Below are 24,724 nucleotides of genomic sequence, written 5' to 3' on the forward strand. Positions count from 1 at the left end.
AATCGCGACCCGGGTGACCACCGCAACGCAACAAGTCGTCTCCGTCCCGCACCTGTTGCGCGCAGATCGTCACCAGAGGCGGAATCGCGACCCGGGTGACCACCGCAACGCAACAAGTCCCTGCCTCGCGCCCTCGCCGCAGAGGCTCGGGGCTCAGTCGCGCTGGCCCATCCCGGCGTCCCGCGCGCGGATGATGACCTCCGCGCGGTCGGTCGCCTGGAGCTTCGACAGGATCGCGGAGACGTTGTTGCGCACGGTCTTCGGTGCGAGGAAGAGCTCGGCGGCGATCTGTCCGTTGGAACGCCCGGCAGCGATGAGGTCGAGCACCTGGCGCTCCCGCTCGGTGAGCATCGGGAACTCGGTGGCCTGCCGCGAGGGCGACGGCGACAGCAGCTCACCGATGCGGGTGGCCAGCGACGCGCCGAAGACCACCCCACCGGCGGCGACGGCGGTGATCGCGCGCACCACCTCGTCCTGCGCGGCTCCCTTGACGAGGTAGCCGCGGGCGCCTGCGCGCATCGCGGACAGCAGGGTGCCGTCGTCCTCGCCCATCGTGAAGACCAGGACGCCCACGGTCGGCTGCTCGGCCAGCACCCGTCGCGTCGCCTCGATGCCGTTGACGTGCGGCATCTGGATGTCCATGACGATGACGTCCGGACGGTGCACGGCCGCGAGCGCCACCGCTTCGGCGCCGTCCGCGGCGCGGGCCACCACCTCGATGTCGGGGTGCGGCTCGAGCAGCGTCGCCAGCCCGTCGCGGAAGATCGGGTGGTCGTCGGCGATCAGCACCCGCACGGCGCGCCCCTCACGCGCCACCGCGGGCCCGCCGCCGGCCGCAGCGGCTCCACCGTCGACCTCCTCGCCGGCCTCGCCCATGCCGTCGAACGTCATCCGTTGCCTCCCACCGGTAGCCAGGCCCGCACCGTCGTCCCACCACCGGGCGGGCACACCACCTCGTAGCGTCCACCCAGCTCTTCGGCCCGCTCGCGCAACGACCGGAGCCCGACCCCTGCGACGACGTCCAGGGCGATCCCGCGCCCGTCGTCGCGCACCTCGAGCTCGAGGTCGGCGGGTCCGGTCGCGAGCGTCACCGTGCACGCCGCCGCGTGGGCGTGGCGGGCGACGTTCGCCAGCGCCTCCGACACGATCCGGTATGCCGCGACCTCGACGGCCGCGGGCAGGCCGGCGAGGTCGTCGGCGTGGACCGAGACCTCGAGGCCGGCGGCGCGGGTGCGGTCGGCCTGCTGCTCGACCGCGGCCAGCAGGCCGAGGTCGTCGAGGGCCGGGGGGCGCAGGCCGTGCACGAGCCGCCGCACGTCGGCGAGCGCCTCGGTGATCTCGGCGCGCGACTGGACGACGAGGCGGTGGGCGGTGGCCGGGTCGGAGTCGACGGCGTTGCCCGCGGCGTCGAGGCGCATCGCCACGCCGCCGAGGACCGGCCCCAGGCCGTCGTGCAGGTCGCGGCGGATGCGCCGCCGGTCCTCCTCGCGGGCGAGCACCAGCTGCTCGCGCGACTCCTGCAGCTCACGGGCCAGCAAGCTGCTGCGCACGGCGATGGCCGCCTGCCGGACGACGTCGACGAGCAGCACCTGGTCGCGGCGCGACAGCATCCCCCGGATGCCCCCGTCGGGCAGCTCGATCGACCCGATCCGTTCGCCGCGGTAGGAGATCGGGAACGAGCGGCTCGCCGACGGCGCCGTCCCGTGCGTCGCCGCGATCCCCTGACCCCCGGAGCCCAGCACCTCGACCCGCACGAACGACACCCGGAACGCCTCGGCCACGCTCGCCGCGAGAGCCGGCAGCTGCTCCTCGAGCCCGCCGGACTCCTCGAGCCGCTCGGCCAGGGCCGAGACCACCTCGTACCGCTCCCCTCGCCGCCCGAGCACGCGCCGCCGCACCTGCCCGGTGAGCCAGGAGCGCAACGGCCCGTATGCCGCGACGGCCAGCACCAGCACGAGCACCGTCACCTGTCGTTCCGGGAAGCGGTCTCCGAGCAGGGCCGCTGCCGCGGCGACGACGCCGAGGTCGAGCAGCACGAACAGCGCGGCGATCCCGCCGTAGACCAGGGTGCTGCCGACGAGCGCGTCGATGTCGCCGGTCTCGGGCCGCACCACCCCGATCACCACCGAGACGCTGGTCGCGAGGAGGGCGAGGACGAGGGCCGCGAACCCGACCGGCCCGTTGAGGTCGAGCAGCATCACCCCGCCCGCGAGCAGGCAGACGATCGCGGCCCAGAGCAGCCAGCGCAGCTGGGTCCGCTCGACACCCGTGGAGCGACCGTGCCGGGCGAAGACGGTGGCGGCGGCCAGGGGCATGGCCAGCATCGTCAGCACCTGGCCGACGTGGATGGCGGCGACGGCCGCGCCGTCGGACAGCGGGAGGCTGAGCTCGGGCAGGAGCCGCACCACCCGGTCGGGGAGGCGGCCGTCGTAGACCACGTGGTCGGGGGCCAGGATGAGGCTGAGCGGCAGGGCGAGCGACATCACGAGGGCGGCCACGGCCACCCAGCGCCAGCGACCCTCAGGAAGCCGACCGGTCGGGTAGAGCACGAGCACCAACGGCAGGGCCACGAGCAGGAGCGAGCCCGCCTCGGAGACGACCCAGTACGCGAGCCCGGTGAGCGGAAGCGGCGGCTGCTCGTGCAGCCCCACGACGGCATACGACTCGCAGAAGCCGTCGAGCGCCCAGAAGGCGCCGGTGCCCGCGAGCACCAGCCCGACGACGTGCCGCGGGCGGAAGGCCAGGATCGCCGCCCCGCACAGTCCGACGAGGGCGCCGATGGCGCCGCTGACCACGCCGCGCTCGGAGACGTAGAGCGCCCGCTCGGCGTCGCTCGACCGTGCGTCGAGCAGCAGGCACCCGACGACGAGGGCGCCCAGCAGCAGCACCATCAGACCGGGCACGAGGAGGTGTCGCCGGCGCAGGTCCGAGCCGGGCGCGGCCGAGCCCGGCGACGACGCGCCGGAGGTCTGGGCGCGCAGGGCTGGCACGGCGGTCACCTCGCCAGTGTGCCAACGCCGGTGTCCCGTCGTCAGGGGATTGCGGTCCCGAAAGGACGGGACAACTTCGGGGACCCGGAACGGGACAGCGGCCCCTGACGCCCGGGTCGCAGGGCGCCGCAGAGTTCTCGGCAACGGCACCGACCCGGCGCCGACCACCACCACTCGACCAGACCGAGGAGACCCACCATGTCGCTCACGAAGACCTCCGCCCCCGCCCGCTCGGACGTCCCGACCGGGGCCGGCCAGGAGCCCGTCGCGCCGAACGCCCGTCCCTACTTCCTGCACGGCAGCATGCTCACCGTCGGCGCCCTCGCCTGGTCGAGCATGATCGCGGTGTTCGGCTTCAACAACGAGAGCACCGCCTACCAGTACGCCCACAACGCCAGCGCCTTCCTCTTCCAGGTCGGCGTCCTCTCCCTGGTGCGGGTCCTGTGGCGCACCAAGGCCATCGGCGCCGGCAAGGTCGCCCGCACCGTGCTGCGCATCGAGACCGGGGCCCTCGCCCTGGCGATGGCCTCGACCGCCTCGGACTTCTTCGGCCTCACGAACCTCGACAACCCGGCCTCACTGGCGCTCGACATGTTCTGGCCGATCTCGATGCTCGGCATGTTCCTCATCGGCATCCGGATCGCCGTCGCCGGCCGCTGGAAGGGCGTCTCCCGCTTCTACCCGCTGGTCGCCGAGAGCTGGGCCGTCGTCACGGTGCCCACGCTTGGCATCTTCGGCGGGGGTGTGGCCCGCTGGGTCGGCGCCGCCCACCTGGTCATCGGCTACGCCGTCCTCGGCCAGATCGTCGCCCGCAAGAAGGCGGACGGCAGCTGACAAGCCCCGCCCAGGCCACACCACGAGGTATGCCGCGTGCGGACTCCGCGCGCGGCATACCTGGGTGGGTGGCCGGGAACGCCGCTGCCGGAACCGCGCGCCGGGCACCCGCGTCGAGTAGACATGTCCCCACAGGTGCACCGCACCCGCACAGGAGGTGGCCGTTGTTCGCAGCACTGACCGGCATGGGGCTGTCCGCAGCCGCGGGCCTCAACGCCTACATCCCGTTCCTCGTCGTCGCCCCGATCGCGCGGTTCACCGACTTCATCACGCTGCCCCAGTCGTACTCCTGGATCGAGTCGTGGTGGGCGATCGGCATCGGCGCGGTGCTGCTGCTCACCGAGGTGGTGCTCGACAAGATCCCCGCCGTCGACACCGTCAACGACGCGGTGCAGACCTTCATCCGGCCGAGCATGGGCGGGCTCGTCTTCGCCGCGACCTCTGCGGCCGACGGCCTGGACAACTCGACGTGGATGACCCAGAACCCCTGGGTGGGCGTGGTCCTCGGTATCATCGTCTCGGGGCTCGTGCACGGCGGGAAGACCGTGGCGCGGCCGGCGATCAACGCCGGGACGCTGGGTTTCGGCGCCCCCGTCGCCTCGACCGTGGAGGACGGGGCGTCGGTGGGGCTGAGCCTCGTGGCGGTCTTCATCCCGGTGCTGGTCGTGCTCTTCCTCGTGCTGCTCGCCTGGCTGCTGGTCTGGCTCTGGCTCAAGGTGCGCCGATGGCGCAAGCGCGACGGCCGCGCCGCCCTCGCCTGACACCCGCCGGCGTGCATGATTCCCCCAGCCGGGACCGCGAGGATGACCCCATGACCGTCGCCGTCGCCCCACAGCCCACGCGTCGCGCCCTGGTCACCGAGACCCTGCTGGTGCTCGGTGTCAGCCTCGGCTCGTCGGGCATCTACGCGGTGCTGTCCCTGGTCAACAAGCTCACCCGCAACGTGCCGCTCAACCGGCAGACCACGGCGATGAACTCGTCGGTCACGCCCGACCGCCCGTGGCTGGACCTGGCCTACCAGCTCGTCGGCATCGGGCTCGCCCTGGTGCCGGTCGCCCTCGCGCTCTACCTGCTGTCCAGGGACCGGCCGGATGCACGGCACGCGATGGGCTTCGACCTGCGCGAGCCGGGGCGCGACCTCGTGCGGGGCCTGACCCTCGCGGCCGCGGTCGGGCTGCCGGGGCTCGGCCTCTACGCCGCCGCCAGGGCACTCGGCCTCAACACCACCATCGCGGCGGCCAACCTCACCGACGTGTGGTGGACGATCCCGGTGCTGGTCCTCGCGGCGGCGCAGAACGCCGTGCTGGAGGAGGTCGTCATGGTCGGCTACCTCTACACCCGGTGGCTCCGCGCCGGGTGGTCACTCCCCGCGGTGATGGTCACGTCGGCCCTGATCCGCGGCTCCTACCACCTCTACCAGGGGTTCGGCGGCTTCCTCGGCAACGTCGTGATGGGCCTGTTCTTCGGCTGGGTCTACACGCGCACGCGGCGGGTGGGCCCGCTCGTGGTGGCCCACACCCTGCTCGACGTGGTGGCCTTCGTGGGCTACGCCCTGCTCAAGGACCACCTCGCCTGGCTCAGCTGAGCCGGGCGGGGTGGCCATCGAGCAGGGCGACGTCGCCCGGACTCACTTCGGGAGGTTGATGACCTTCCCCGGGTCGGGAGCCGCGACCTTCGCCACCGAGTTCCACTCGCTGAACTCGAGCGTGCCCGTGTCGCCCTTGTCCGGACCGACGATCTTGAACATCGTCGCCTTGCCGTCGGCGCTGACCAGGAGCTCGCCGTTGGCCTTGCCGCCCTTGTCGGCGATGGAGTAGGCGGCCGCACCGTCGTAGGTCGACTTGGTGACCTTCGCGTCGGTGGACTTCAGCGCCTTCTGCATCTCCTTGTCGTCGAACAGGTCGGTCAACAGGCTCTTGATCGTCATGTCACCGAGCTCCTTGGCCTCCGTGGCCGGCATCCTGACGTACTTGCCGCCCAGCAGCTTGGCGGCGTCGGCCGAGATCTGGCTGGTCCAGAACTCGTCGTTGCCCAGCAGGTAGTACTTGCCGCCGACGGTGAGGATGGTGGCCTTGGCCCCCTTGCCCACCCCGAGCTCGAGGGTCTGGTTGGTGCCGTCGGTGGTGCCGGCGAGGTCGATCGTCATGGGCTGGCCGTCGTTCTTGACCGACCCGGTGATGTGGGCGCTGTCAGCGGCCAGCGCCGTCTTGCGGGCCTGGTCGAAGAGCTCGGCGGCCGCGGGCGGCGCCGCCTCGGTCGTCGTGCTCGACGAGCTCGAGCTCGAGCTGCTGGACGACGAGGTCGTCCCGGCCTTGTCGCTGCCACAACCGGCGAGTGCGGTCGCAGTGAGCAGCGGGATCGCGAGGGCCCCGAGGGCCCGGCGGGTGACGTGCATGAGTGGTCCCCTCCCAGATGGGCGACACCCCTTCGCGTCGCCGCTGAGGCACCTTAACGTGCCAAACGCCGCATTTGGAGCGAAGCGTCGTAGAGGGTCTTCTTCGACAGACCGGTGGCTGCTGCCACGTCGGCGCACACGTCCTTGAGCCGCTCACCTGCGGCAACGCGCTCCTGTATGCCGGGCAGCGCCTCCTCGACGGTGGTCACCGCAGGCGTCGCCCCGGCCACCACCACGGTGATCTCGCCGCGCAGCCCGTCCGCGGCCCAGGCGGCCAGCTCGGCCAGCCCGCCCCGCCGCACCTCCTCGTAGGTCTTGGTCAGCTCGCGGCACACCGCCGCCGGCCGGTCCGGCCCGAAGGCCTCCGCCATGGCGAGCAGCGTCGCGTCGATGCGGTGCGGGGCCTCGAAGAAGACCATCGTCCGGCGCTCGTCGGCCAGCGCCGCCAGCCCGCGCGCCTTCTCGCCGGGCTTGCGAGGGAGGAACCCCTCGAAGCAGAACCGGTCGACCGGCAGGCCCGAGACGGCCAGGGCCATCAGGACGGCGCTGGGACCCGGCACGCAGGTCACCCGGATGCCGGCCGCCACCGCGGCGTCGACCAGGCGGTACCCGGGGTCCGACACGGACGGCATACCGGCGTCGGTCACGACCACCACGCGGGCGCCCGCCTTGAGCCGCTCGACGAGCTCGGGTGTCCGCGACGCCTCGTTGTGCTCGTGGTAGCTGAGCACCGACCCACTGGGCGTGATGCCGAGGTCGGCGCAGAGCCGCCGCAGCCGCCTGGTGTCCTCGGCTGCCACCACGTCTGCGGTCGTGATCTCCTCGGCCAGCCGGGGGGCCGCGTCGCGGGGGTCGCCGATCGGGGTGGCGGCGAGGACGAGGACGCCGGGGTCGGAGGTCACCTCGCCATCCTGTCAGGGCTGCCCGGGTTGCTGTGCATACGATGGCGCGCATGACCCGGATCGAGCTGCTCCGACTCCGGCTGCTCGGGTTCCGGCCCACCGACACCCTCTGGGGGTGGCTCGGGCCACTGTTCTTCGCCGTCGTCGGTGGCGGGATGCGGTTCTGGTCGCTGGGTCGCCCGCACCAGCTCGTGTTCGACGAGACCTACTACGTCAAGCAGGGCGTCTCGATGCTGGAGTACGGCGTCGAGCTGCGCGTGCCGGACACCCTCAAGAAGCCCGACGAGCTGTTCACCCGCGGCACCCCGGACGTGTTCGGCAGCGAGGGCGACCTCGTCGTCCACCCACCCGTGGGCAAGTGGGTCATCGCGGCCGGCGAGCACCTGTTCGGCCAGACGTCGTCGTTCGGGTGGCGCTTCTCGGTGTGCGTGCTCGGCACGCTGTCGATCCTCATGATCGGCCGGGCCGCTCGCCGGATGTTCGGCTCGTCACTGCTCGGCACGATCGCCGCGTTCCTCGTCGCCTTCGAGGGCCACCACTTCGTCCAGTCGCGCACCGGCCTGCTCGACCTGATCGTCATGTTCTGGGCGCTGTTGGCGTTCTGTGCGCTGCTCATCGACCGCGACCGCACGAGGGCGATCCTCGCCGAGCGAGCCGCCGGGATGTCCGACCACGACCTCGCGTCACGGCTCGGTCCCTGGCTGGGAGCGCGGCCGTGGCGGTGGGTGGCGGGCATCAGCCTGGGGCTGTGTGCCGGCACCAAGTGGTCGGGGTTGTTCTTCCTCGTGGCGTTCGGGCTGATGACGGTCCTGTGGGACATGGGCGCGCGACGGGCCGTGGGGATACGGCACTGGTTCACGTCCGCGGTGGTGACCGACGGGCTCTGGGCCGCCCTCGTGATGTGCTCGACGGCGCTCGTCACCTACCTCGCGTCCTGGGTTGGGTGGTTCCGGTCCCCGCTCGGCTACGACCGTCAGTGGGGCCAGATCCACCCGTCTCGGGACACGCCGTGGGTGCCGGACGCGCTGCGGTCCCTGTGGCAGTACCACCAGGAGATCTACACCTTCCACGTCAACCTGCACGACAACCACCCCTATCGGACCAACCCCTGGTCGTGGGTCATCCAGGGCCGGCCGACCTCCTTCTTCTACGAGGGTCCCAAGCGTGGCGACGGGGGCTGCGCGGTCGCGCAGTGCTCCAAGGCGATCACCTCGATCGGTACGGTCTCGATCTGGTGGCTGGGGGCGGTGGCGATCGTCGTGCTGGCGTTCTACTGGATCTTCAAGCGCGACTGGCGCGCCGGCGGCATCCTGGCCGGGATCGCCGGCGGCTACCTACCGTGGTTCGGGCTGGAGGAGCGGACCATCTACTCCTTCTACACAGTCGCCTTCGAGCCGTGGATCATCTTCGCCGTCGTCTTCGTGCTGGGCCTGGCCCTCGGCCGGCGCACCGACTCGTGGCGCCGACGGGAGATCGGCCTCTACGTCGTCGGCGGCTACTGCCTGTTGACCTTGGCGATCTTCGCGTTCTTCTGGCCGATCTACACCGCCCAGGTGATCCCGCAGAGCCAGTGGTCCCTGCGGATGTGGTTCCCCAGCTGGGTGTGAGGCATCAGCCAGACCTCGGAGACGGGGCATCGGCCGTTTGGTCAGGAATGGGTCGATCCTGACGATTCCTTGACCAAGGCGTCGCGGACCCTTATTGGGACATACCGCCATAGGCGCGACAACCGCGGCTGACCCGTTCCGCCGCGAATGAGGACCTTTGCTTTGGTTGACCGTTGAACGAGTCACTTTACGTTCCTCATACCTACTCTTTACTATCTCTTGACCATTCCCTGACCTCCACCACACACTCGGCGCAGCACGCCAGGGAGTGACAGGAAGCACTGAACCTCACCCCGGGCGTCACACATCCGGGACAAGAGGGCAGGGGCTCTACATGAACACCAAGCGGGTATCGATCGCGGTCGCGGTCACGGCACTGGGTCTGGCAATCGCACCGGGGGTGGCGTCCGCAGCGGACAGCCAGGTGCCGTGCGGGACCCCTGCCAAGCAGGCGGTCTACTCCACCGTCGTCGTCCCGGGCACGGCCGCCGTGACCCACGACGAGTACGAGTGGAGCTCGGTCACCGAGGTCATCGAGCGGCAGTGGCACCAGTGGCTGGTGGACTCCGCGGCCACGGACGCGGTCTATGAGACCGTCCACCACGCAGCCGTGTACATGACGCTCCCGGTCCCCGGCCAGCCGGCTTGGGACGAGCAGGTGCTGGAGACCCCGGCCTACGACGAGCAGGTCCTCCAGACCGAGGCGTACGACGAGCAGGTCCTCGTGACCGCCGCCTACGACGAGCAGGTCCTCGTGACCGCCGCCTACGACGAGCAGGTCCTCGAGACGGCCGCCTACGACGAGCAGGTCCTCGAGGCAGCGGCGTACGACGAGCAGGTCCTGGTGACCGCTGCCTACGACGAGCAGGTCGTGACGCCGGCGTACGACGAGCAGGTCCTCCAGACGGCCGCCTACGACGAGCAGGTCCTCGAGACCGCCGCCTACGACGAGCAGGTCCTCAAGACGGCCGCCTACGACGAGCAGGTCCTCGTGACCGCCGCCTACGACGAACAGGTCATGACGTCGCCGGCCGTCTACGCAATCGAGTACAAGTTCGTCCAGAAGAACGGGAACGGCCCTGACAGGTGGGACGTCGACCCCAACTGGAACGCGAACATCAACAACAACTCGGGTGGTTACATCGCCACCGGGATCACCCGTCAGGGCGCGCTCATCTCGGCCGCGGTCTACACGACGGTCCACCACGACGCGGTGTACAAGACGGTCCACCACGACGCGGTGTACACCACGGTCCACCACGACGACGTCTACAAGACCGTGCACCACGACGCCGTCTACACCACGGTCCACCACGACGCGGTGACCACGACCGTCCACCACGACGCCGTCTACACCACGGTCCACCACCCGGCCGTCTACAAGACCGTGCACCACGACGCCGTCTACACCACGGTCCACCACGACGCCGTCTACACCACGGTCCACCACGACGACGTCTACAAGACGGTGCACCACGACGCGGTCTACACGACCGTCCACCACGACGACGTCTTCACGACCGTGCACCACGCCGCCACGCCCGACACCACGACCCAGGTCCTGCTCTACCCGGCTTGGGACGAGCAGGTGCTGGTGACGCCGGCCACGGACGAGGTCGGTCACTGGGAGGAGACCTGGTCGGTCGACTCCCCCGGTGAGGCCTGGTCGGCCACCGGCGAGACCCGCACGGTCGATGGGGAGACCCAGCTGCTCTGGGCCGCCGTCTCGCCCGGCGAGGGTTGGACCGCGACCGGTGCGTACCGGACCGTCGAGGACGCCCCGGCCGTGCCGGACTCCTCGGAGCAGGTGCTCGTCAGTGCGGCCGTGCCGGCCGGACCGGCCTGTGAGAAGCCCGTGACCGGCGACGGCGACACCGTGGTGCCCGAACCCGCGGACCCCGCCTCGGCGATCCCGGCCGCGGCTCCTCTGGCCAAGCCGGCGGCGGTCAACGCGACCACCGAGCTCGCCTTCACCGGTTCGGACCCGACGCTGATGTGGCTGGGACTGGGCTTCCTGCTCACCGGCATCGGCGTCTCGGCCGGCTACCGGAAGGTCGCGCAGAAGCGCTGACCCACGGGCCTGCATGGCGTGGGGTCCGCGGCCCAGGGGGTGGGCCGCGGACCCCTTCCATCTCCGGGACCCACGTCCCGGGGAATCCAGCTCACAGCGACTCCATGTCCCGGGGGCTTGCTGTGACAGGTGCCGACCCCGGCAGGCGACCAGCCTGCCGGGGTCGGCCAGGTTAGGTCCCCTTCGCTCAGGATCCAGCCGAGGCCTGTCAGTAGAGGCACCAGTCCATGGAGTAGTCGGCGGGGGCTGCCGTCAGGACCTGCACCGCCCCGATGGCCACCGGCGCCAGGGCCAGCAGCGCGAACAGCCCGACTCGCAGGCGGTGCCCGGTCCGCCAGAGGCCGACGGCCCACGGGGCGGCGGCTGCGAGGACCAGCACCACGAGGGCGTGCTGGGCCTCGGTGAGGTCAGTCGCCCGAGCGGGTTCGTGACACACGCCGGCGTGCAGCAACGTCTCGTAGGCCGACCCGACGAACGTGACCACCCACGTGAGGAGCACCGCGACGACGGTGGTGGCCCACAGGGCGGGTCGCCAACCGCGCCACCGGATCAGGGGACGTTGCCCGGTGTCGACACCCCGCGGCATACCCACGGCACCGTCCGTGCCGGGGGCGGACTCGCTCGACGGAGGCGGACTGGACATGCCCCACCCTGACCCAGCGCCGGTGGGCACCACATCCGCGCGGCTACTCACGACCGGCGCGCCACCCTCTGGTCGGTGCAACCTGGGAACACTCGAGCAGGCGCCGATGGGGCTGTGCCGGGTTGTCCCTTCACAGCCCCACCAGACGACGCGTCCCTACCTGCGGGCGAACATCGCGTCCTGGGCGTACCCGTCGTGGGGAAGCCCGGTGTAGGCGTCCGTCTGCGGAGAGACCGCCCAGCGGTTCAGCCCCGTCCAGACCACGTTGACGTGGTCGTCGGAGCCCACCGCGAGGCCGGTGTAGTCGCCGTCGAAGACGTTGCAGTCCTTGCCTGTCGCATCCGTCACCGGCGGGTCGGTGTAGCCGTCCGGGCCGCAGATGCGTGGCCATGCGCTCTCCGGCGCATACTGGCCGGCCCAGTGCGTCACGGAGATGTCGACCTGCTCCGTGCGTTGACGCCCGGCACCGTTGGGCTCCAGCACCTCACGACCCGTGACCACGGCAGGACCGCCCACGGAGGTGCGCGGCGCGACGGTCAGCAACACGTGGTTGAAGGTGTCGTCGCGGCCGCCTGCCGGGTCGGCGATGTCCTCGTTGGAGTCGTAGGCCACCACAAGGGAGCCATCCGAGCGGAAGTCCGCCCACGGGAACCACTGGTCGCCCGCGGAGCCGTCGAGCGTGATCCGCGGCGTCCAGGACGCCCCGCCGTTCCAGCTCTCCGCGAGGTAGATGTTCGTGTTGGTCACGGCATGGCACGGGTTGTAGTCCGGAGCCGCACCCGGGATGTCGTTGAGGCAGCTGGCGGGCGCGTTGTCGTGCACTCCGGCTGCGTTGTCGTTGTAGACGACGGCCCAGTGCTGCGGGTTGGTCGGGTCAGCCGTGATGGTGCCGGGTGACTGCCACCGGATCTGGTGTCCCGTCACCGTCTGTCGCCCGATGATGCTCCAGGGCGTGTCAGCCGCACCGTCCTCCAACGGGGCGATGACCACCGGCGCGCCGAACGTGGCCCCACCGTTGGTGGACTTCACGGCGAGCAACGTCTGCTCGTACTCACCGGCCGTCTCCCACGCCGCGTCGATGTTCCCGTTCGCGAAGTGCACGACGAGGTCACCGTTCGAGGCGACCTCGGGGATCGGGAAGCTGTCCTCGTCGCACTCGCCGGCCGCCCCCGCACTCTGCGCACTGCAGAGTGGGTTGGACCCCGAGATCTCCTTGGGGGTGGACCAGGTCCGGCCACCGTCGTCCGACGAGGCGAAGTAGACCGGCGACTCGTCGTACGACCCGTGCAGCCCATTGAGGTACCGCGCCGCCACCAGGTAGGCGCGGCCGTAGTGGGGCGAGCTGGGGTGGTTGTCCACCGTCAGCCACTCCTTGTCGAAGAACAGAGCGCTGTTCGCCGGGCCGATGCCGGTCCCCTTGCCCTTCATGACGGTGACTGGCTCGTTCCACGTCATGCCACCGTCGGAGGACCAGCTGACCGAGACGTCACCCTGTGACACGTAGGGGCCGCCCAGGCCGCCGGTGTTCTCGAGCTGGGCCATCATCGCCCACCCGGTCCGGGCGGTGCTGCCCGACAGCTTGCCGTCGAAGGCCGGTGACGGGTCTCCGGCACCGTTGCCGCTGCGCATGGGGACCTGTCCGTCGACCCAGGTCGTGCCGGCGTCCATCGAGGTGAAGAACCCGGTCGGCACCAGCGCCTGCCTGACCCCGGTCGAGTTGTTGAACCGGTAGAAGTAGTCGTTCGACCCTGCGAGGAGGTGCGTCGGCACCTTCGGGTTCACGGCGATCGCGAGCTCGTTGTCCGGGTTGAAGTCCTGCCGGTAGGGCTCGGTGTCGTTGCACGAGATGTCCATGGCACCGGACGGCGTGCCGTACGCAGCACCAGCGCTCGCGGCGCAGCGGTACGCCTCGATCGCGACCTTGCTGTACTGGCCGCTGCCACCCGTGGTGCTGCCCCCGACGCCGGGGTCGAGCACAGGGCGGACGACCATGCGGAAGGTGGAGAAGGGCCGGTCCCGCGCCTCCGCGGGGGCCACATTGACCAGGGCCACCGTCGCAACGACGGCTACACCGGCCACAAGGGTTCTGGACGTCATGACGCCTCCCAACACGCACCCGGTCAGGCCTCCCATGCCTTCGGTGTGCGGGTGCGCCCACCCGCCATGGTCGCCCCGCCCCCGGAGGACCGGGTCCGCCAAAACGCGCAGCAAGTGGCGCCCCACCCGTCACTCCGACACCACCCCGGGCCTGCGACCACCCCGGACGCCTTGGGTCGCAGCAGATGACGCGAGCGGCGTCCGCGAGTCGACGACCAGCCACGCACGCCACGCCCGGAAGCTCGGCTGGGTCCGGCCACGGGCTCGACGTCACGTCAGTGCTCGTAGGCGTCTTCATTGGTGACGGCCGACCCGAGCAAGGGACTGACCCGGCAGTGGCGTCCTGACTCCCCTCACCCGCAGGGCGCCACTGCCGCCTCACCCCGTTTGGGCCGACGACACCCGACCGACTGGAGTCCGTGATGACCGTGATCGCCTTTCGACCCCGTCGCAGCCCCGAGGAGCCGGCCCCGGACGGCGACGGCACACCGCTGACCGGCACCTTCCGGTCCCCGCGCGGTGACGAAGGGGTGATGACCGGTCACCTCCGGCTGCAACGGTTGGTCCTCGCTCCCCGAGGGGCGTTCGTGACCGGGGTCTTCACCGGCGAGCTCCGCGAGCCCGACGGGACGCTGATCGGCCGGGACTCGAAGCGCACCACCGCCCCCGCGGACCTGGTCCGGGACGAGCTCGGGCTCCATCCCGTGGTCCGACCGCTGCAGCTCGACCTGATGGGCTTCGCGGTGCGGGTCCACCCGTTCGCCATCGCGCCCGGCCAGGTCTTCCCCTCGGCCCGCCGCCGCGCGGCGCGCAGGTCCGGAAGCGCCACGGCTCGCGCGCTGCGCGACGAGTCCAGGTGAGCGCCGCCCTGGCGGCTCCCGCCGTCGCGCTCCTCCTGGTCCACCTCCTCCAGCGCCTGGAGGTCTGGGCGCTCGAGGACGGCCGGCCCGGCGACGTCCCGCCGGGCACCCGCAGCGCCCTCCGCACCGCACCCTGCTCACCTCCGCTACGCCAATCGCAGGTGTCACCGCGGCGACGCGAGGGAGAAGCATCGGACCATGGGTGAACCCACCGCGCCCACAGGTGGAGAGACGATCCCGGGGCCCATCCCCCGTGACCCTCCGCCGCCACCCGGCTACGTCGACCCGCTCGAGGAGTGCCCCGCCCTGGGGGGCGTCGCCGAGCAGGACCGCGCCGGGGAAGCCCGCCAGCCCGAGCGAGCCGAGCCGGCTGGAGGGACCGAGGAGCAGCCCCACTCACCGTCCTGACGGGGGCCTGTGGGGCGGCTGCGCGGCGTCGGGATACGAGGTTCCTCTCCCGGCGCCGTGCGGCGCCCGCCACGCGCCCGACACCCGCCCGACACGCGCCCGGCCCCCGCGCCTGCCCCCGCGCGTGGCCGCAAGGACACCGCCAAGGCGGGGCCGCGGCATACATCGGTGCAGGTCAGAAGCGTGGAAAGGCAGATCCAGGCGTAGGGTCGCTCCCGTGAGCACGGCTCGGGCGTCCGACGACCCGCAGCAGCCGGAGGGCGCGGTCGACGTCGCAGCGCTGATCCCCATGCTGCGGCGGATCGTGGCTGCCCGCGTGGGTGAGCACCCTGCTGCCGAGGACCTGGTGCAGGAGACGCTGGTGAGGGTCCTCGAGGCCGAGGACCGCATCGAGCCGGGCATGATCGAGCCGTATGCGATCGCCACGGCCCGGAACGTGATGGCCACCATGTGGCGGCGCAAGGACAGCGAGTCCCGCAATCGTCACCGGGCGCACGACCCCAGCGTGCCGGAGGAGTCCGAGGACGTGGTCATCGCGTCGGAGGAGCAGTCGGCCATCACCGAGGCGTTGCGGCGGCTGACCGATCGCGAGCGTGAGGTCCTGCTCGCCCACGAGATCACCGGACAGGCGACGCGGTCACTGGCCGAGGAGTCGGGCAGCACGGCCGGCGCCGTCGCCGCCCAGCTGAAGCGGACGCGGGCTCGCCTGCGGGTCGAGTACCTCCTGGCGCTCGAGCACACCGAGCCGCCGACCGACCAGTGCCGGCCGGTGCTGCTGGCCCTGTCGAGTGCCGACCGGCGGCGCCAGCGCGAGGTGGACGCCGCGAGGCACCTCCTGGAGTGCGAGCTGTGCGCCAAGCTCAGTCAGCCACTGCTGGGTCGGGGGCCATTGCGCGACAACGAGATCCACGTCCCCATCAGCGCAGACCCGGACATCGTCTCGGCACGCCAGGCGGCCCGCGAGCTGGCCGTCCGCGCTGGCTTCACCGGCGCGGACCTGACGATGCTTGCCACGGCCGTCTCGGAGGTGGCTCGCAACATCGTCCGGTTCGCGTCGAGCGGTGAGGTGACCATCGAGCTGTTGGAGGGGCCACGGTCGGGGATCCACGTGGTGGCCCGCGACACGGGCCCGGGGATCCGCGACGTCGAGGCTGCCCTCGAGGACGGGTTCAGCACGTATGACGGCCTGGGCCTGGGACTGCCCGGGGCCCGCCGTCTCATGGACGAGTTCAACATCGTCTCCGAGTCGGGACACGGCACGACCGTGACGATGACCAAGTGGTTCGACAGGAAGGGAACGGCATGAACGAGGACGACGGAATGCAGCACGACGCTGGGCACCACGAGGCGCAGTCGAGTGGCGACCAGCTGCTCCCCCAGCTGGTGGCACACCTCCGCGAGCACCGCGCCAAGCTCCGCGACGAGTGGGCGTCCCGCATCCGCGATGCCCACCTGCTCGAGGCGATGACCCCGCAGGAGATGTCCGCCGAGACCACCTCGGTGTACGACAACTACGTCGAGGTGCTCGAGACGGGCAGCGTGGAGGCGTTGCAGCACTACGCGCGAGACCTGTCCGAACGCATCATCCCCCGAGGCGTCGAGACCCACGAGGTGGTCGGCATCGTGCTGCTCCTGCGCGATGTCCTCGCCCGGTCCCTGTTCGAGAAGTACCAGCGCGACTTCGGCCTCCTCAACCGCATCCTCGACGCCTACGAGCCGGCCGCCAACCGCATCGCCAACACGGTCGCGGTCAGCTTCGTCGACGAGCGCGAGCGTGTCATCAGGCAGCAGCAGGACGCGATCCGCGAGCTGTCCACGCCGGTGCTCCCAGTCCGCGAACGGCTGCTCATCCTGCCGATCATCGGCGTCCTGGACGGTGAGCGGGCGCGCCAGCTCACCGAGCAGCTGCTCAGCGGGATCCGCACCCACCGGGCCAAGGTGGTCGTCATCGACATCACCGGCGCGCCGGAGGTCGACGAGACGGTCGCCAACCACCTCGTCCAGACCGTGGATGCCTCCCGGCTGATGGGGGCGAGCGTGATCATCACCGGCCTGTCCCCCACCATCGCCCAGACCCTCGTGACCATCGGGGTCGACCTGAGCAAGATGAACACCATCGGCGACCTCCAGGGTGGCCTCGAGGAGGCCGAGCGGCTGCTCGGCTTCACGGTCACCCGCAAGGAGGTGACGGACGGCTCGTGAACACCGGACCGGCTCTCGTCTCCATCCTGCGTCAGGGTGACACCCTCGTCGCGTCGGTCCACACTGCCCTGGACGACTCGGAGATGGTCCGGTTCCAGCACGACCTCGTCAGCCGGATCGGCGAACACCGGGCCCGTGGCGTCATCATCGACGTCGCTGCCCTCGACGTCATCGACAGCTTCGCGTCGCGCACGCTGCGGTCGATTGCCGACATCGCCCGCCTGCGGGGCGCGGTGACGGTCATCGTGGGGATCCAGCCGGAGGTCGCCATCTCGATGGTGCGCCTCGGCATGGACATGGGCGATGTGCCCACCTCGCTGGACCTCGAGGAAGGTCTGGCCTACCTGGCCCGGCTCAACGACCCGCGGCAGGGGCGCCATGGGTGACATCGCGGACGTGACGCTGGACTACCGCGTCGCGTTCCAGCGCTATCTGCCGCGGCGCAGCGAAGCCGCCCTCACCGACGGGTACGACCTCGGGCGCCGCGCCATCGTCCAGGGCGTGAGCATGCTCGACCTGGTGCACGTGCACCACGTCGTCCTCGCCGAGATCCTCACGGACACCCCGAGCGAGGACGTCGGTCTGGTCACCGCCGCAGCAGGTGACTTCCTCCTCGAGGTGCTCGCCACCTTCGACATGGCACACCGACGCCTCCGCGCGCCGTACGAGTGATGGCGCGGAGCAGGGCTCAGCGAACGGGCTGGTAGCCGTCGACGTCGACCTGGTCGACCCTGCGGTGGAAACGCATGCCGGCAAGGCCTCCGAGGACTGCTCCGAGCAGGCTGGTGATGGCGGCGAGCACGAGCGCGACCACCCCGGCAGTGTCGAGCTCAGAGGCGCTGACCGGGAGGCGGGGGAAGCTGTTGAGCTGTCCGAGGACGTCGTACCTGCTCCCCGCCACGGCGCCGACGACTGCCACGACGACCGCGACCAGCAGTGCCCAGACCCAGACCGCGACACCCTGCTTGCCACCGTTGAACCGTGCCATGCGGCCCGCGACGTACCCGCCGCAGTAGTAGCTCACGAAGAGGATGACGGCCAGGGCGATCGCACCGACGACACCCACGGTGGTCGCGTTGGCCGAGGCCTGGTCGACCGCCTCGCCTGCGTCGGAGTCCGTGCCCAGCCCCACCGCGGTCCCGGCGGCTGCCAGCACCGCCGTCAGGATGACCGCCATACCCATCGCGGTGAGCCAGCCGAAGAAGGCAGAGCCGAGCTTCACGCCGCCGAACCGATCCGCCTGGACGGCGGCCAGCCGCTCGCCGTCGGCGACCCGGTCGCGGTCGCGGTCGAGGTCCACGTCGCGGTCGGCGACCCGGTCGCGGTCGCGGTCACGGTCCACGTCGCGGTCGGCGACGCCGTCGCGGTCGAGGTCACGGTCGGTGACGCGTCGTTCGTCTCGCTCGGTGGAGCGCGGTTCGTGCGTGCTGCTGCTCATGTCAGCCTCCTTGGTAAGGGCTTGGCCAGGACCGCGGTCCGGTGGTGCTCTGGTGGAGCTCTCGGCGCGGTCGGTCCTGCGGCGGCGTCTTCCGCCTGGCGGTACATGCCCGTTCCCGGGCCGGGCGAAACCCGGAGGAGGAGGCCCCCGCCGCTCCTCCGGGTCCCGCCCCGCCCGACAGTGGCGCCGCCGGCACGCGGACGCACGCCACTGTCAGGAGGGTCCCGGGGTGTGGGCTCAGACGCCCAGTCCGTTGAGGATGGCGAGGATCTGGTTCAGCAGGCCTGCGATCTGGCCGAGGGGACCGCCGCCGTCCAGGATGCCCACCACGGCGCAGAGCAGGTTGCCCAGCAGGTTGCCCGCCCCGGTCGTGGCGATGATGTCGAGCACCACCTGGTTGAGGTGCACCTCGAGGCCGAGGAGGTTGAGGTCGAGCGGCCCGAGCACCAGGTTCAGGACGTCGCAGCTCTCTGCCATCACGCCCGCGCCCGTGGCACCGGACGTCGCCTGCTTCACCTCAAGATTCATCACCTTGGTGTGCGGCACCGAGCCCCGCGCGCCCTGCGTCGTGGTGGTGACGGCGCTGCGCATCATCAGCTTGTCACCGGAGCTCCAGAACTTCTGGGGCACGATGTCCACCGTGGCGGCTCCGGTCCGGCCCTTCTTGTCGGTCCACGTCCCCTGGTAGCTCCAGGCCTTGCCGGCGCTCGTCGAGGAGTGGGTCGCCTTCGCTGCGCCCGCGTGCGGTGAGGCGGCCTGCGCGGAGCCCGCGAGGAGCGGGCCGGTGGTCGCGACGGTGGCTGCCACGACGACGGCCACGACGCGTCCCTTCAACGTCTTCGGCATGATGCCTGCCGTGCGGTCACTGCTTCCTGCTGACTTCGCTTGCAACATGGTGGGTTCTCCTCCCGGGGCTCCCTGTCGGGCACCCGCTGATGGACGTGCGATGTCGTGCCCGGTCCGGCCCGCCAGCCCACCTGTGGTGTGTGGGCTGTCGTCCGGTCGTGACACCACTGAAGACGCCCGACGGGAGCACGCGTGACAGGAGAAAAGGGATATTCCGGCGCGCCACCAGGCTCGCCCGGCCTACTGCTGTGCGGGAGGCGAGTCCGCAGCCGACCGCGAGCCCGCGTCATGCACCCGTCCGCAAGGCGTCAGGGGTTACCGACCAGTTCGAGCCCTGGCACCGCGCAGGCTCGTGGACGGCGCAGGCTCGTGGACGGCGCAGGCTCGTGGACGGCGCAGTCAGGCGATGAGGACGCTGGCGAGCATCACCAGGGCGAAGCCGAACACCGAGATGACGGTCTCCATGACCGACCACGACTTGATGGTCTCGCCCACCGTCAGTCCGAAGTACTCCTTGACCAGCCAGAAGCCCGCGTCGTTGACGTGCGAGAAGAACAGCGACCCGCACCCGATGGCCAGGACGAGCAGTGCCAGGTGGTTGGCCGAGAGGCTGGGTGCGAGTGGCGCGACGATCCCGGCCGCCGTGATGGTGGCGACGGTGGCCGACCCGGTGCCCAGCCGGATCAGCACGGCGACCAGCCAGCCGAGCACCAGCACGGAGATGCTGACGCCCTCGGCCCAGTCCTTGATGACGTTGCCCACCCCGGCGTCGATGAGGGTCTGCTTGAACCCGCCACCAGCCGCGACGATGAGGATGATGCTGGCGACTGCCGGCAACGCCGACCCGACCGAGTCGCTGACCCGGCTCTTGCCCATGCCCGACCCCAGGCCCAGGACGAGGTAGCAGTAGACGACTGCCGCGAGGAGCGCGACGATCGGCGTGCCGATGAAGTCCATCACCTTGCGGATGCCGGCCTCCTCGTCGGTGACGGCGATCTTCGTGATCGCGTCGAGCAGCATCAGCCCGACCGGCAAGGTGATGCCGACGATGGCGGGCCCGAACCCCACCCGCTTGCGACCGGGCTCGAGCGGCTCCTCGAACGACAGGGCGTCACTCGCACCTGCGTCCGGCCCGGGCCGTCCGGTCCGGGTGGCCACCGTGGCCTCGGTCTGGCCCAGTTGGTCGGCCCCGGTCTCGGCCACCGCTGCCCGCCGTCCCGCGCCGACGAGCACCAGGTCGTCCGCGGACTTGGGCACCCACTGGTCGACGAACCGGGCCAGCAGCGGCCCGGCCACGATCACGGTCGGGATCGCGATGATGACGCCGAAGATCAGCGTGCGCCCCAGGTCGGCCTCGAGCAGGCCGATCGCGGTGAGCGGCCCCGGGTGCGGCGGCACCAGGCCGTGCAGCACTGACAGGCCCGCCAGCGCCGGGATGCCGACCTTCATCAGCGACACCCCGGTCCGCTGGGCCACGAGGATCACCACCGGGACGAGGAGCACGACACCGACCTCGAAGAACAACGGCAGCCCGAGGATGGCCGCGATCGCCGCCATCACCCACGGCAGCCCACCCGGGCCGACCTTGCCGACCATCGTGCCGACGATGCGGTTGGCGCCTCCCGAGTCCTCGAGCAGCTTGCCGATCATCGCCCCGAGCGCGATCAGGATGCCGACCGCCCCTGCCGTCGTGCCGAAGCCCGAGACGAAGCTCTTGACGGTGTCGGCGGGTGGCATCGTCGCGATCGCGCCGAGCACGGCGGAACCGAGCATCAGGGCGAGGAACGGGTGCACCTTGGCCCAGGTGATGAGCACGACGACCGTGAGGATGCCCAGGACGCACGCCGCGACCAGCTGCGCGTTCCCGGCATACACCGGGGGGTTGTCGGCGGCCGGCAGGCCGGCCGGGAGGGCGGCCAGGACAGTGGCGGGGACGGTCAGGAGAGGCATCAGGCGTGGTCCTTCCGGTGGTGGAGAGCGGCGAGGGCGCGGTCGAGGACCTGCGCGGCGCTCCCCTCGTTGCTGATGGTGACGCCCGGCTCGTCGTCGCCGAGCGGCTCGAGAGTGGCCAGCTGGCTGGGCAGCAGCGAAGGTGGCATGTAGTGCCCCGGACGGTGCTCCATGCGGTCGCGGATGAGGTCCGTCCCCGCGGTGACGTGGAGGAAGCGGACGTGGGGACGGCCGTCGCGCAACAGGTCTCGATAGACCCGGCGCAGGGCCGAGCAGGTGACGACGGCCGACTCGCCGCGGCTCTCCTTCTGCGAGATCCACTCGCCGATCGCCCTCAGCCAGGGCCAGCGGTCCTCGTCCGTGAGCGGCGTGCCGCTACGCATCTTCGCGACGTTGGCCTCGGGGTGGAAGGCGTCGCCCTCGGCGAACTCCCACCCGAGCACCGTGGAAAGTCCCTTGGCGACGGTCGACTTCCCGCTGCCGGAGACGCCCATCACGATCACCACGTCCGGATCGGGGCCTTCGGGGCCAACATCACTGTCCGCCATGCATCGAACGTAGCCCTGCTTGCGCCTTTCGTCCCCTCCAAAGCTTGCGCCAATGGTGCGCAGCATGAATCGGTGGCCGTTTCCCACGACGTCCGCGGTGATGGGATCGACAGCATGAACACCGTGCCGTTGTCGAGCAGGGTGTCGCTCTCGGTGTCCGTCACCGCGACCGCGAATCCGCAGCTCTGGGTGAGGAATTCGCTGAAGGTCGGGTCGACGAACGTCGCCTTGCCCGAGTGCTCGACCGGGGGTCCTGCCGTAGCGGGCGTGCCCGCGGCTGCGAAACACGCCAGGAAGGCGAGCACCACCAGCAACAGCCGGCGCCCCCTGCCGTGTCCCGTCGCCGCGCTGCGCATGGTCTGGGTCGTGCCCATCGCCTCGTCCTTCCTGTCCGGGTGAGGTCACCGTGGGCAGGTGCGCCGACGCACGCACCTCTCCCTCTCAACAGGGGTCGACGCAGCCCAAAGGTTGCCTCCCGTCGGCAGGTGCGACGGACTCACGCCTGGCCGGTGGGCTGTCCGTGCGGGTGGCGGACCTCGCCGCTTCCGTCGGTCGAGCTGCGAGCTCCACCGTGGCGTCCACCGCGACCCGCACCGTGGCCTCCACCATGGCCTCCACTGTGGTGGGCGAGGTAGCGCATCACCAGGACCACGACCACCGTGGTGAGCAGGCTGGACAGCAGCACCTCGTCACGTGACAACCCGTCGATGTTCGGCTGGAGGTCCTCCTCCGTGGCCCAGCCGAACAGTCCCTCGCTGGTGAACAGCCCGACGACGAAGCACGCCACGGTCGCCGTGACGATCGCCCACAGCCTGAACGCCCAACGCTGGCCCACGGCCAACCCGGCCAACACGCCGAAGCCGAGCGAGATGGCACCCAGCACGGCCAGACCCAGAAATCCCATGTCCCACTGAATGACGGTGCCTCCTTCGCAGGGGCCCTCCCCACTCCATCGTCGGAGGGTCTGTCGTCACGCAGTAGGGCCTTAGGGCCCCTCGGAGTCGACGAGTCCGGGGTGCCTTGTCGCGGGAGGGGCCACGATCAGGCCGGGGGCAGGCGGACGGTGAACGTGGTGCCCTGACCGGGGCTGGACGTCACGTCGATGGTGCCGCCGTGGCGCACCAGGATGTGCTTGACGATGCTCAGGCCCAGTCCGGTGCCCGGCACGGCGAGGGCATCGGGGTTCGTGGAGCGGAAGAACTCGGTGAACAGCTGGGCCTGGTCCTCTGCGGATATGCCCAGCCCCTGGTCGGTGACGTCCAGGACCACCTGCCGGCCCTTCCGGTCCACCCGCACGGTGACCTGCCCACCGCGCCGGCTGAACTTCACGGCATTACCGACGAGGTTGGTCACGACCCGCGACAGCTCCTCGCTGCTGCCGGCCACGGCGACGTCTGCCGGCTGCTCGTGCTCCAACGTGACCTCGTGCTTGGCCGCCTCCGGGGCGAACATCTCCAAGGAGTCGCGCACGAGCTCGTTGACGTCGACGCGGGCGCGGACCAGGGGTCGGTCCGGGTCACTGAACCGGCCGAGGTCGAGGAGGTCGTCGACCAGTCCCTGCAGCCGGCGCACGTTGCGGTCGATGACGCCGAGCGACCACGTCGAGTCCCCGTCGGGGTCGTCCTGCAGCATCTCGACGTGACCGACCACGGAGGCCAGGGGGTTCTTGAGCTCGTGGGACACCGTGGAGAACAGCGTGGCCCGGGCCCGTTCGGCCGCGCGCAGGTTCGACACCAGCTTCCGCTCGAGCGCGAACAGGCGTGAGTTCAGCACCGAGCGGCCGAGGTCGCGGCCGATCTCGAGAGCAGCGGCAGACTCCGCATCGCTCCAGGTCGGGTACGACCCGGCGCGGGTGCAGACGACGTAGCCGAGGCACTGCGAGGCTGCGCCGATGGGGACGAGCAGGAGGCTGTGGGAGGCACTGCTGCCGATGAAGTCGATGATCGCAGCTTCCTCCGCCGGCGTGACCATGTCCCCGGCGTTCGCTCCGGTGGGTGCCATCGTGACCGTCCGCCGCAGCTCCCAGGCGTCCTGCGCCAGGCGACGGACGAGGTCGACCAGCACCGGCGGCGTGGGCGTCGCGGGGTGGGGATAGGTGGCGAAGTGGTCGTCGCGGACGTCGTCGCCGAAGGTGCGGATCCAGAGCTGGGAGCAGCCCAACCCCTTGGCCACCGGTTCGGCGACGGCGGCGACCACGACCTCGGGCTCGAGCACCTCGTTCGACACCCGCGCGACCGCCTGCACCGCCTCGGTGAGGCGGACGCGCTCAGCCAGCCGGGTGCGTTCCTGGGCTGCCGCCAGCACGACGCCGGCCTGTCCGGCGAACACCTCGAGGACCACCCGTTGGAGCGGCCCGGGCCGCTTGCCGTCGAGCGGCAGGTCGACGTTCAGGGTTCCGGCCAACTGACCGGAGGCGGTGAAGAACGGGGCGAACAGGGTGTCGTTCGGGTGCCAGGCGTCCGCGTCGCTGCCTGCTCCCGACCAGGTGGGGTCGGACCAACCTTCAGGGGAGGACCCAGGCAGCCGGTCGTGCGGGACGAACCGCAGCGCACCCCATTGCTCGGCCGCCGCGAACTCGGCATCGACGACGTGACGGGGGGTGACGCGGCCCAGGACGGCGTCGCGGGCGCGGGCGTCGCCGCCCACCGCCACGGCCTCCAGGTCCCCGTCCGGTCGGACCAGGCTCAGGGCGGCCACCTGGAAAGCGGCGACCTCGGCAGCGCTCTCGACGATGCGGTCGAACAACATGCGGTCATCGGCGGCAGTCGCTGCCTGACTCATGATGACACCGATGCTGCGCAGCGCAGCTATCTCCCACGTATCGACTTCCACGTCACATCTCCCCTACTGGACTGCGCAATCTATCGGGCGGTCCCGGGCAAATGAACCGAGTGGCAAGAATCCGGACAAAAGGGGGAGGCGGAGCGCGCGGT

General features: G+C 70.9%; 24 protein-coding genes. 11 read left to right on the plus strand and 13 right to left on the minus strand.

Features of this window, described 5'->3' with window-relative positions:
* Positions 1–153 precede the first annotated feature (153 nt).
* Entirely contained in the window at positions 154–891 is a 738-nt protein-coding gene (locus tag ABD262_RS09895) for a response regulator transcription factor (RefSeq protein ID WP_344134956.1), read from the minus strand.
* On the minus strand, positions 888–2,999 hold the full coding sequence (locus ABD262_RS09900; RefSeq protein WP_344134959.1) for a sensor histidine kinase: 2,112 nt from the start codon (positions 2,997–2,999) through the stop codon (positions 888–890). Before ABD262_RS09900 ends, ABD262_RS09895 begins: the two co-directional genes overlap by 4 nt.
* Positions 3,000–3,188: 189 nt before the next feature.
* Between ABD262_RS09900 and ABD262_RS09905 the strand changes: the two genes are divergently transcribed.
* The 3 genes from ABD262_RS09905 (at position 3,189) to ABD262_RS09915 (ending at position 5,409) form a co-directional block, all read left to right on the plus strand.
* On the plus strand, positions 3,189–3,824 hold the full coding sequence (locus tag ABD262_RS09905) for a hypothetical protein (protein ID WP_344134961.1): 636 nt from the start codon (positions 3,189–3,191) through the stop codon (positions 3,822–3,824).
* A 164-nt stretch (positions 3,825–3,988) separates the two neighbouring features.
* Positions 3,989–4,585: a DUF4126 domain-containing protein gene (locus ABD262_RS09910; protein WP_344134964.1), complete on the plus strand. Its 597-nt coding sequence runs from the start codon at positions 3,989–3,991 to the stop codon at positions 4,583–4,585.
* A gap of 50 nt (positions 4,586–4,635) precedes the next feature.
* Positions 4,636–5,409, plus strand: a complete 774-nt coding sequence (locus ABD262_RS09915; RefSeq protein WP_344134967.1) for a CPBP family intramembrane glutamic endopeptidase — start codon at positions 4,636–4,638, stop codon at positions 5,407–5,409.
* Positions 5,410–5,451: 42 nt separating this feature from the next.
* On the opposite strand, the gene ABD262_RS09920 is transcribed toward ABD262_RS09915, so the two are convergent.
* Together ABD262_RS09920 and rsmI are read right to left on the minus strand one after the other, a co-directional pair.
* Positions 5,452–6,219, minus strand: a complete 768-nt coding sequence (locus tag ABD262_RS09920; RefSeq protein WP_344134970.1) for a hypothetical protein — start codon at positions 6,217–6,219, stop codon at positions 5,452–5,454.
* Positions 6,220–6,272: 53 nt separating this feature from the next.
* Positions 6,273–7,121, minus strand: a complete 849-nt coding sequence (gene rsmI, locus ABD262_RS09925) for a 16S rRNA (cytidine(1402)-2'-O)-methyltransferase (RefSeq protein WP_344134973.1) — start codon at positions 7,119–7,121, stop codon at positions 6,273–6,275.
* 50 nt (positions 7,122–7,171) lie between these two features.
* Between rsmI and ABD262_RS09930 the strand changes: the two genes are divergently transcribed.
* Together ABD262_RS09930 and ABD262_RS09935 are read left to right on the plus strand one after the other, a co-directional pair.
* Positions 7,172–8,728, plus strand: a complete 1,557-nt coding sequence (locus ABD262_RS09930) for a dolichyl-phosphate-mannose--protein mannosyltransferase (RefSeq protein WP_344134976.1) — start codon at positions 7,172–7,174, stop codon at positions 8,726–8,728.
* 334 nt (positions 8,729–9,062) lie between these two features.
* Positions 9,063–10,799 carry a hypothetical protein gene (locus tag ABD262_RS09935; protein WP_344134979.1) on the plus strand — a complete coding sequence of 579 codons (1,737 nt, stop codon included), beginning with the start codon at positions 9,063–9,065 and terminating at the stop codon, positions 10,797–10,799.
* 208 nt (positions 10,800–11,007) lie between these two features.
* Here ABD262_RS09935 and ABD262_RS09940 read toward each other — a convergent pair whose 3' ends face one another.
* Entirely contained in the window at positions 11,008–11,442 is a 435-nt protein-coding gene (locus tag ABD262_RS09940; RefSeq protein WP_344134982.1) for a hypothetical protein, read from the minus strand.
* A 156-nt stretch (positions 11,443–11,598) separates the two neighbouring features.
* Positions 11,599–13,539 carry a sialidase family protein gene (locus ABD262_RS09945; RefSeq protein ID WP_344134985.1) on the minus strand — a complete coding sequence of 647 codons (1,941 nt, stop codon included), beginning with the start codon at positions 13,537–13,539 and terminating at the stop codon, positions 11,599–11,601.
* Positions 13,540–13,961: 422 nt separating this feature from the next.
* Here ABD262_RS09945 and ABD262_RS09950 point away from each other — a divergent pair, with 422 nt between their 5' ends.
* From ABD262_RS09950 to ABD262_RS09975, 6 genes are all read left to right on the plus strand, one after another.
* Positions 13,962–14,399 carry a hypothetical protein gene (locus ABD262_RS09950; RefSeq protein WP_344134988.1) on the plus strand — a complete coding sequence of 146 codons (438 nt, stop codon included), beginning with the start codon at positions 13,962–13,964 and terminating at the stop codon, positions 14,397–14,399.
* Between the two features lie 198 nt (positions 14,400–14,597).
* Positions 14,598–14,807: a hypothetical protein gene (locus tag ABD262_RS09955; RefSeq protein ID WP_344134991.1), complete on the plus strand. Its 210-nt coding sequence runs from the start codon at positions 14,598–14,600 to the stop codon at positions 14,805–14,807.
* 217 nt (positions 14,808–15,024) lie between these two features.
* Positions 15,025–16,113: a sigma-70 family RNA polymerase sigma factor gene (locus ABD262_RS09960; protein WP_344134994.1), complete on the plus strand. Its 1,089-nt coding sequence runs from the start codon at positions 15,025–15,027 to the stop codon at positions 16,111–16,113.
* Positions 16,110–17,009 (plus strand): STAS domain-containing protein, encoded by a 900-nt coding sequence (locus tag ABD262_RS09965; protein WP_344134997.1) that lies wholly within the window; start codon positions 16,110–16,112, stop codon positions 17,007–17,009. Before ABD262_RS09960 ends, ABD262_RS09965 begins: the two co-directional genes overlap by 4 nt.
* A complete protein-coding gene (locus tag ABD262_RS09970; protein ID WP_344135000.1) occupies positions 17,006–17,395 on the plus strand; it encodes an STAS domain-containing protein in 390 nt (129 codons plus the stop codon). The genes ABD262_RS09965 and ABD262_RS09970 overlap by 4 nt, the downstream gene beginning before the upstream one ends.
* Positions 17,388–17,681: a phosphatase RsbU N-terminal domain-containing protein gene (locus ABD262_RS09975; RefSeq protein ID WP_344135002.1), complete on the plus strand. Its 294-nt coding sequence runs from the start codon at positions 17,388–17,390 to the stop codon at positions 17,679–17,681. The genes ABD262_RS09970 and ABD262_RS09975 overlap by 8 nt, the downstream gene beginning before the upstream one ends.
* A 16-nt stretch (positions 17,682–17,697) precedes the next feature.
* Here the strand turns inward: ABD262_RS09975 and ABD262_RS09980 are convergent, their stop codons facing one another.
* From ABD262_RS09980 to ABD262_RS10010, 7 genes are all read right to left on the minus strand, one after another.
* On the minus strand, positions 17,698–18,447 hold the full coding sequence (locus ABD262_RS09980; protein ID WP_344135004.1) for a hypothetical protein: 750 nt from the start codon (positions 18,445–18,447) through the stop codon (positions 17,698–17,700).
* A 237-nt stretch (positions 18,448–18,684) separates the two neighbouring features.
* A complete protein-coding gene (locus ABD262_RS09985) occupies positions 18,685–19,293 on the minus strand; it encodes a hypothetical protein (protein WP_344135007.1) in 609 nt (202 codons plus the stop codon).
* 399 nt (positions 19,294–19,692) lie between these two features.
* Positions 19,693–21,243: a GntP family permease gene (locus ABD262_RS09990; RefSeq protein WP_344135010.1), complete on the minus strand. Its 1,551-nt coding sequence runs from the start codon at positions 21,241–21,243 to the stop codon at positions 19,693–19,695.
* The gene (locus tag ABD262_RS09995; protein ID WP_344135013.1) at positions 21,243–21,791 is read right to left on the minus strand and encodes a gluconokinase; all 549 of its coding nucleotides are present in this window, start codon (positions 21,789–21,791) and stop codon (positions 21,243–21,245) included. Before ABD262_RS09995 ends, ABD262_RS09990 begins: the two co-directional genes overlap by 1 nt.
* The gene (locus ABD262_RS10000; protein ID WP_344135016.1) at positions 21,743–22,165 is read right to left on the minus strand and encodes a hypothetical protein; all 423 of its coding nucleotides are present in this window, start codon (positions 22,163–22,165) and stop codon (positions 21,743–21,745) included. The genes ABD262_RS09995 and ABD262_RS10000 overlap by 49 nt, the downstream gene beginning before the upstream one ends.
* Before the next feature lie 122 nt (positions 22,166–22,287).
* The gene (locus tag ABD262_RS10005) at positions 22,288–22,695 is read right to left on the minus strand and encodes a hypothetical protein (RefSeq protein ID WP_344135019.1); all 408 of its coding nucleotides are present in this window, start codon (positions 22,693–22,695) and stop codon (positions 22,288–22,290) included.
* Between the two features lie 137 nt (positions 22,696–22,832).
* On the minus strand, positions 22,833–24,572 hold the full coding sequence (locus tag ABD262_RS10010; RefSeq protein WP_344135022.1) for an ATP-binding protein: 1,740 nt from the start codon (positions 24,570–24,572) through the stop codon (positions 22,833–22,835).
* Between the last annotated feature and the right edge of the window lie 152 nt (positions 24,573–24,724).

This window comes from Pedococcus bigeumensis, assembly GCF_039531795.1.
GTDB lineage: Bacteria > Actinomycetota > Actinomycetes > Actinomycetales > Dermatophilaceae > Pedococcus > Pedococcus bigeumensis.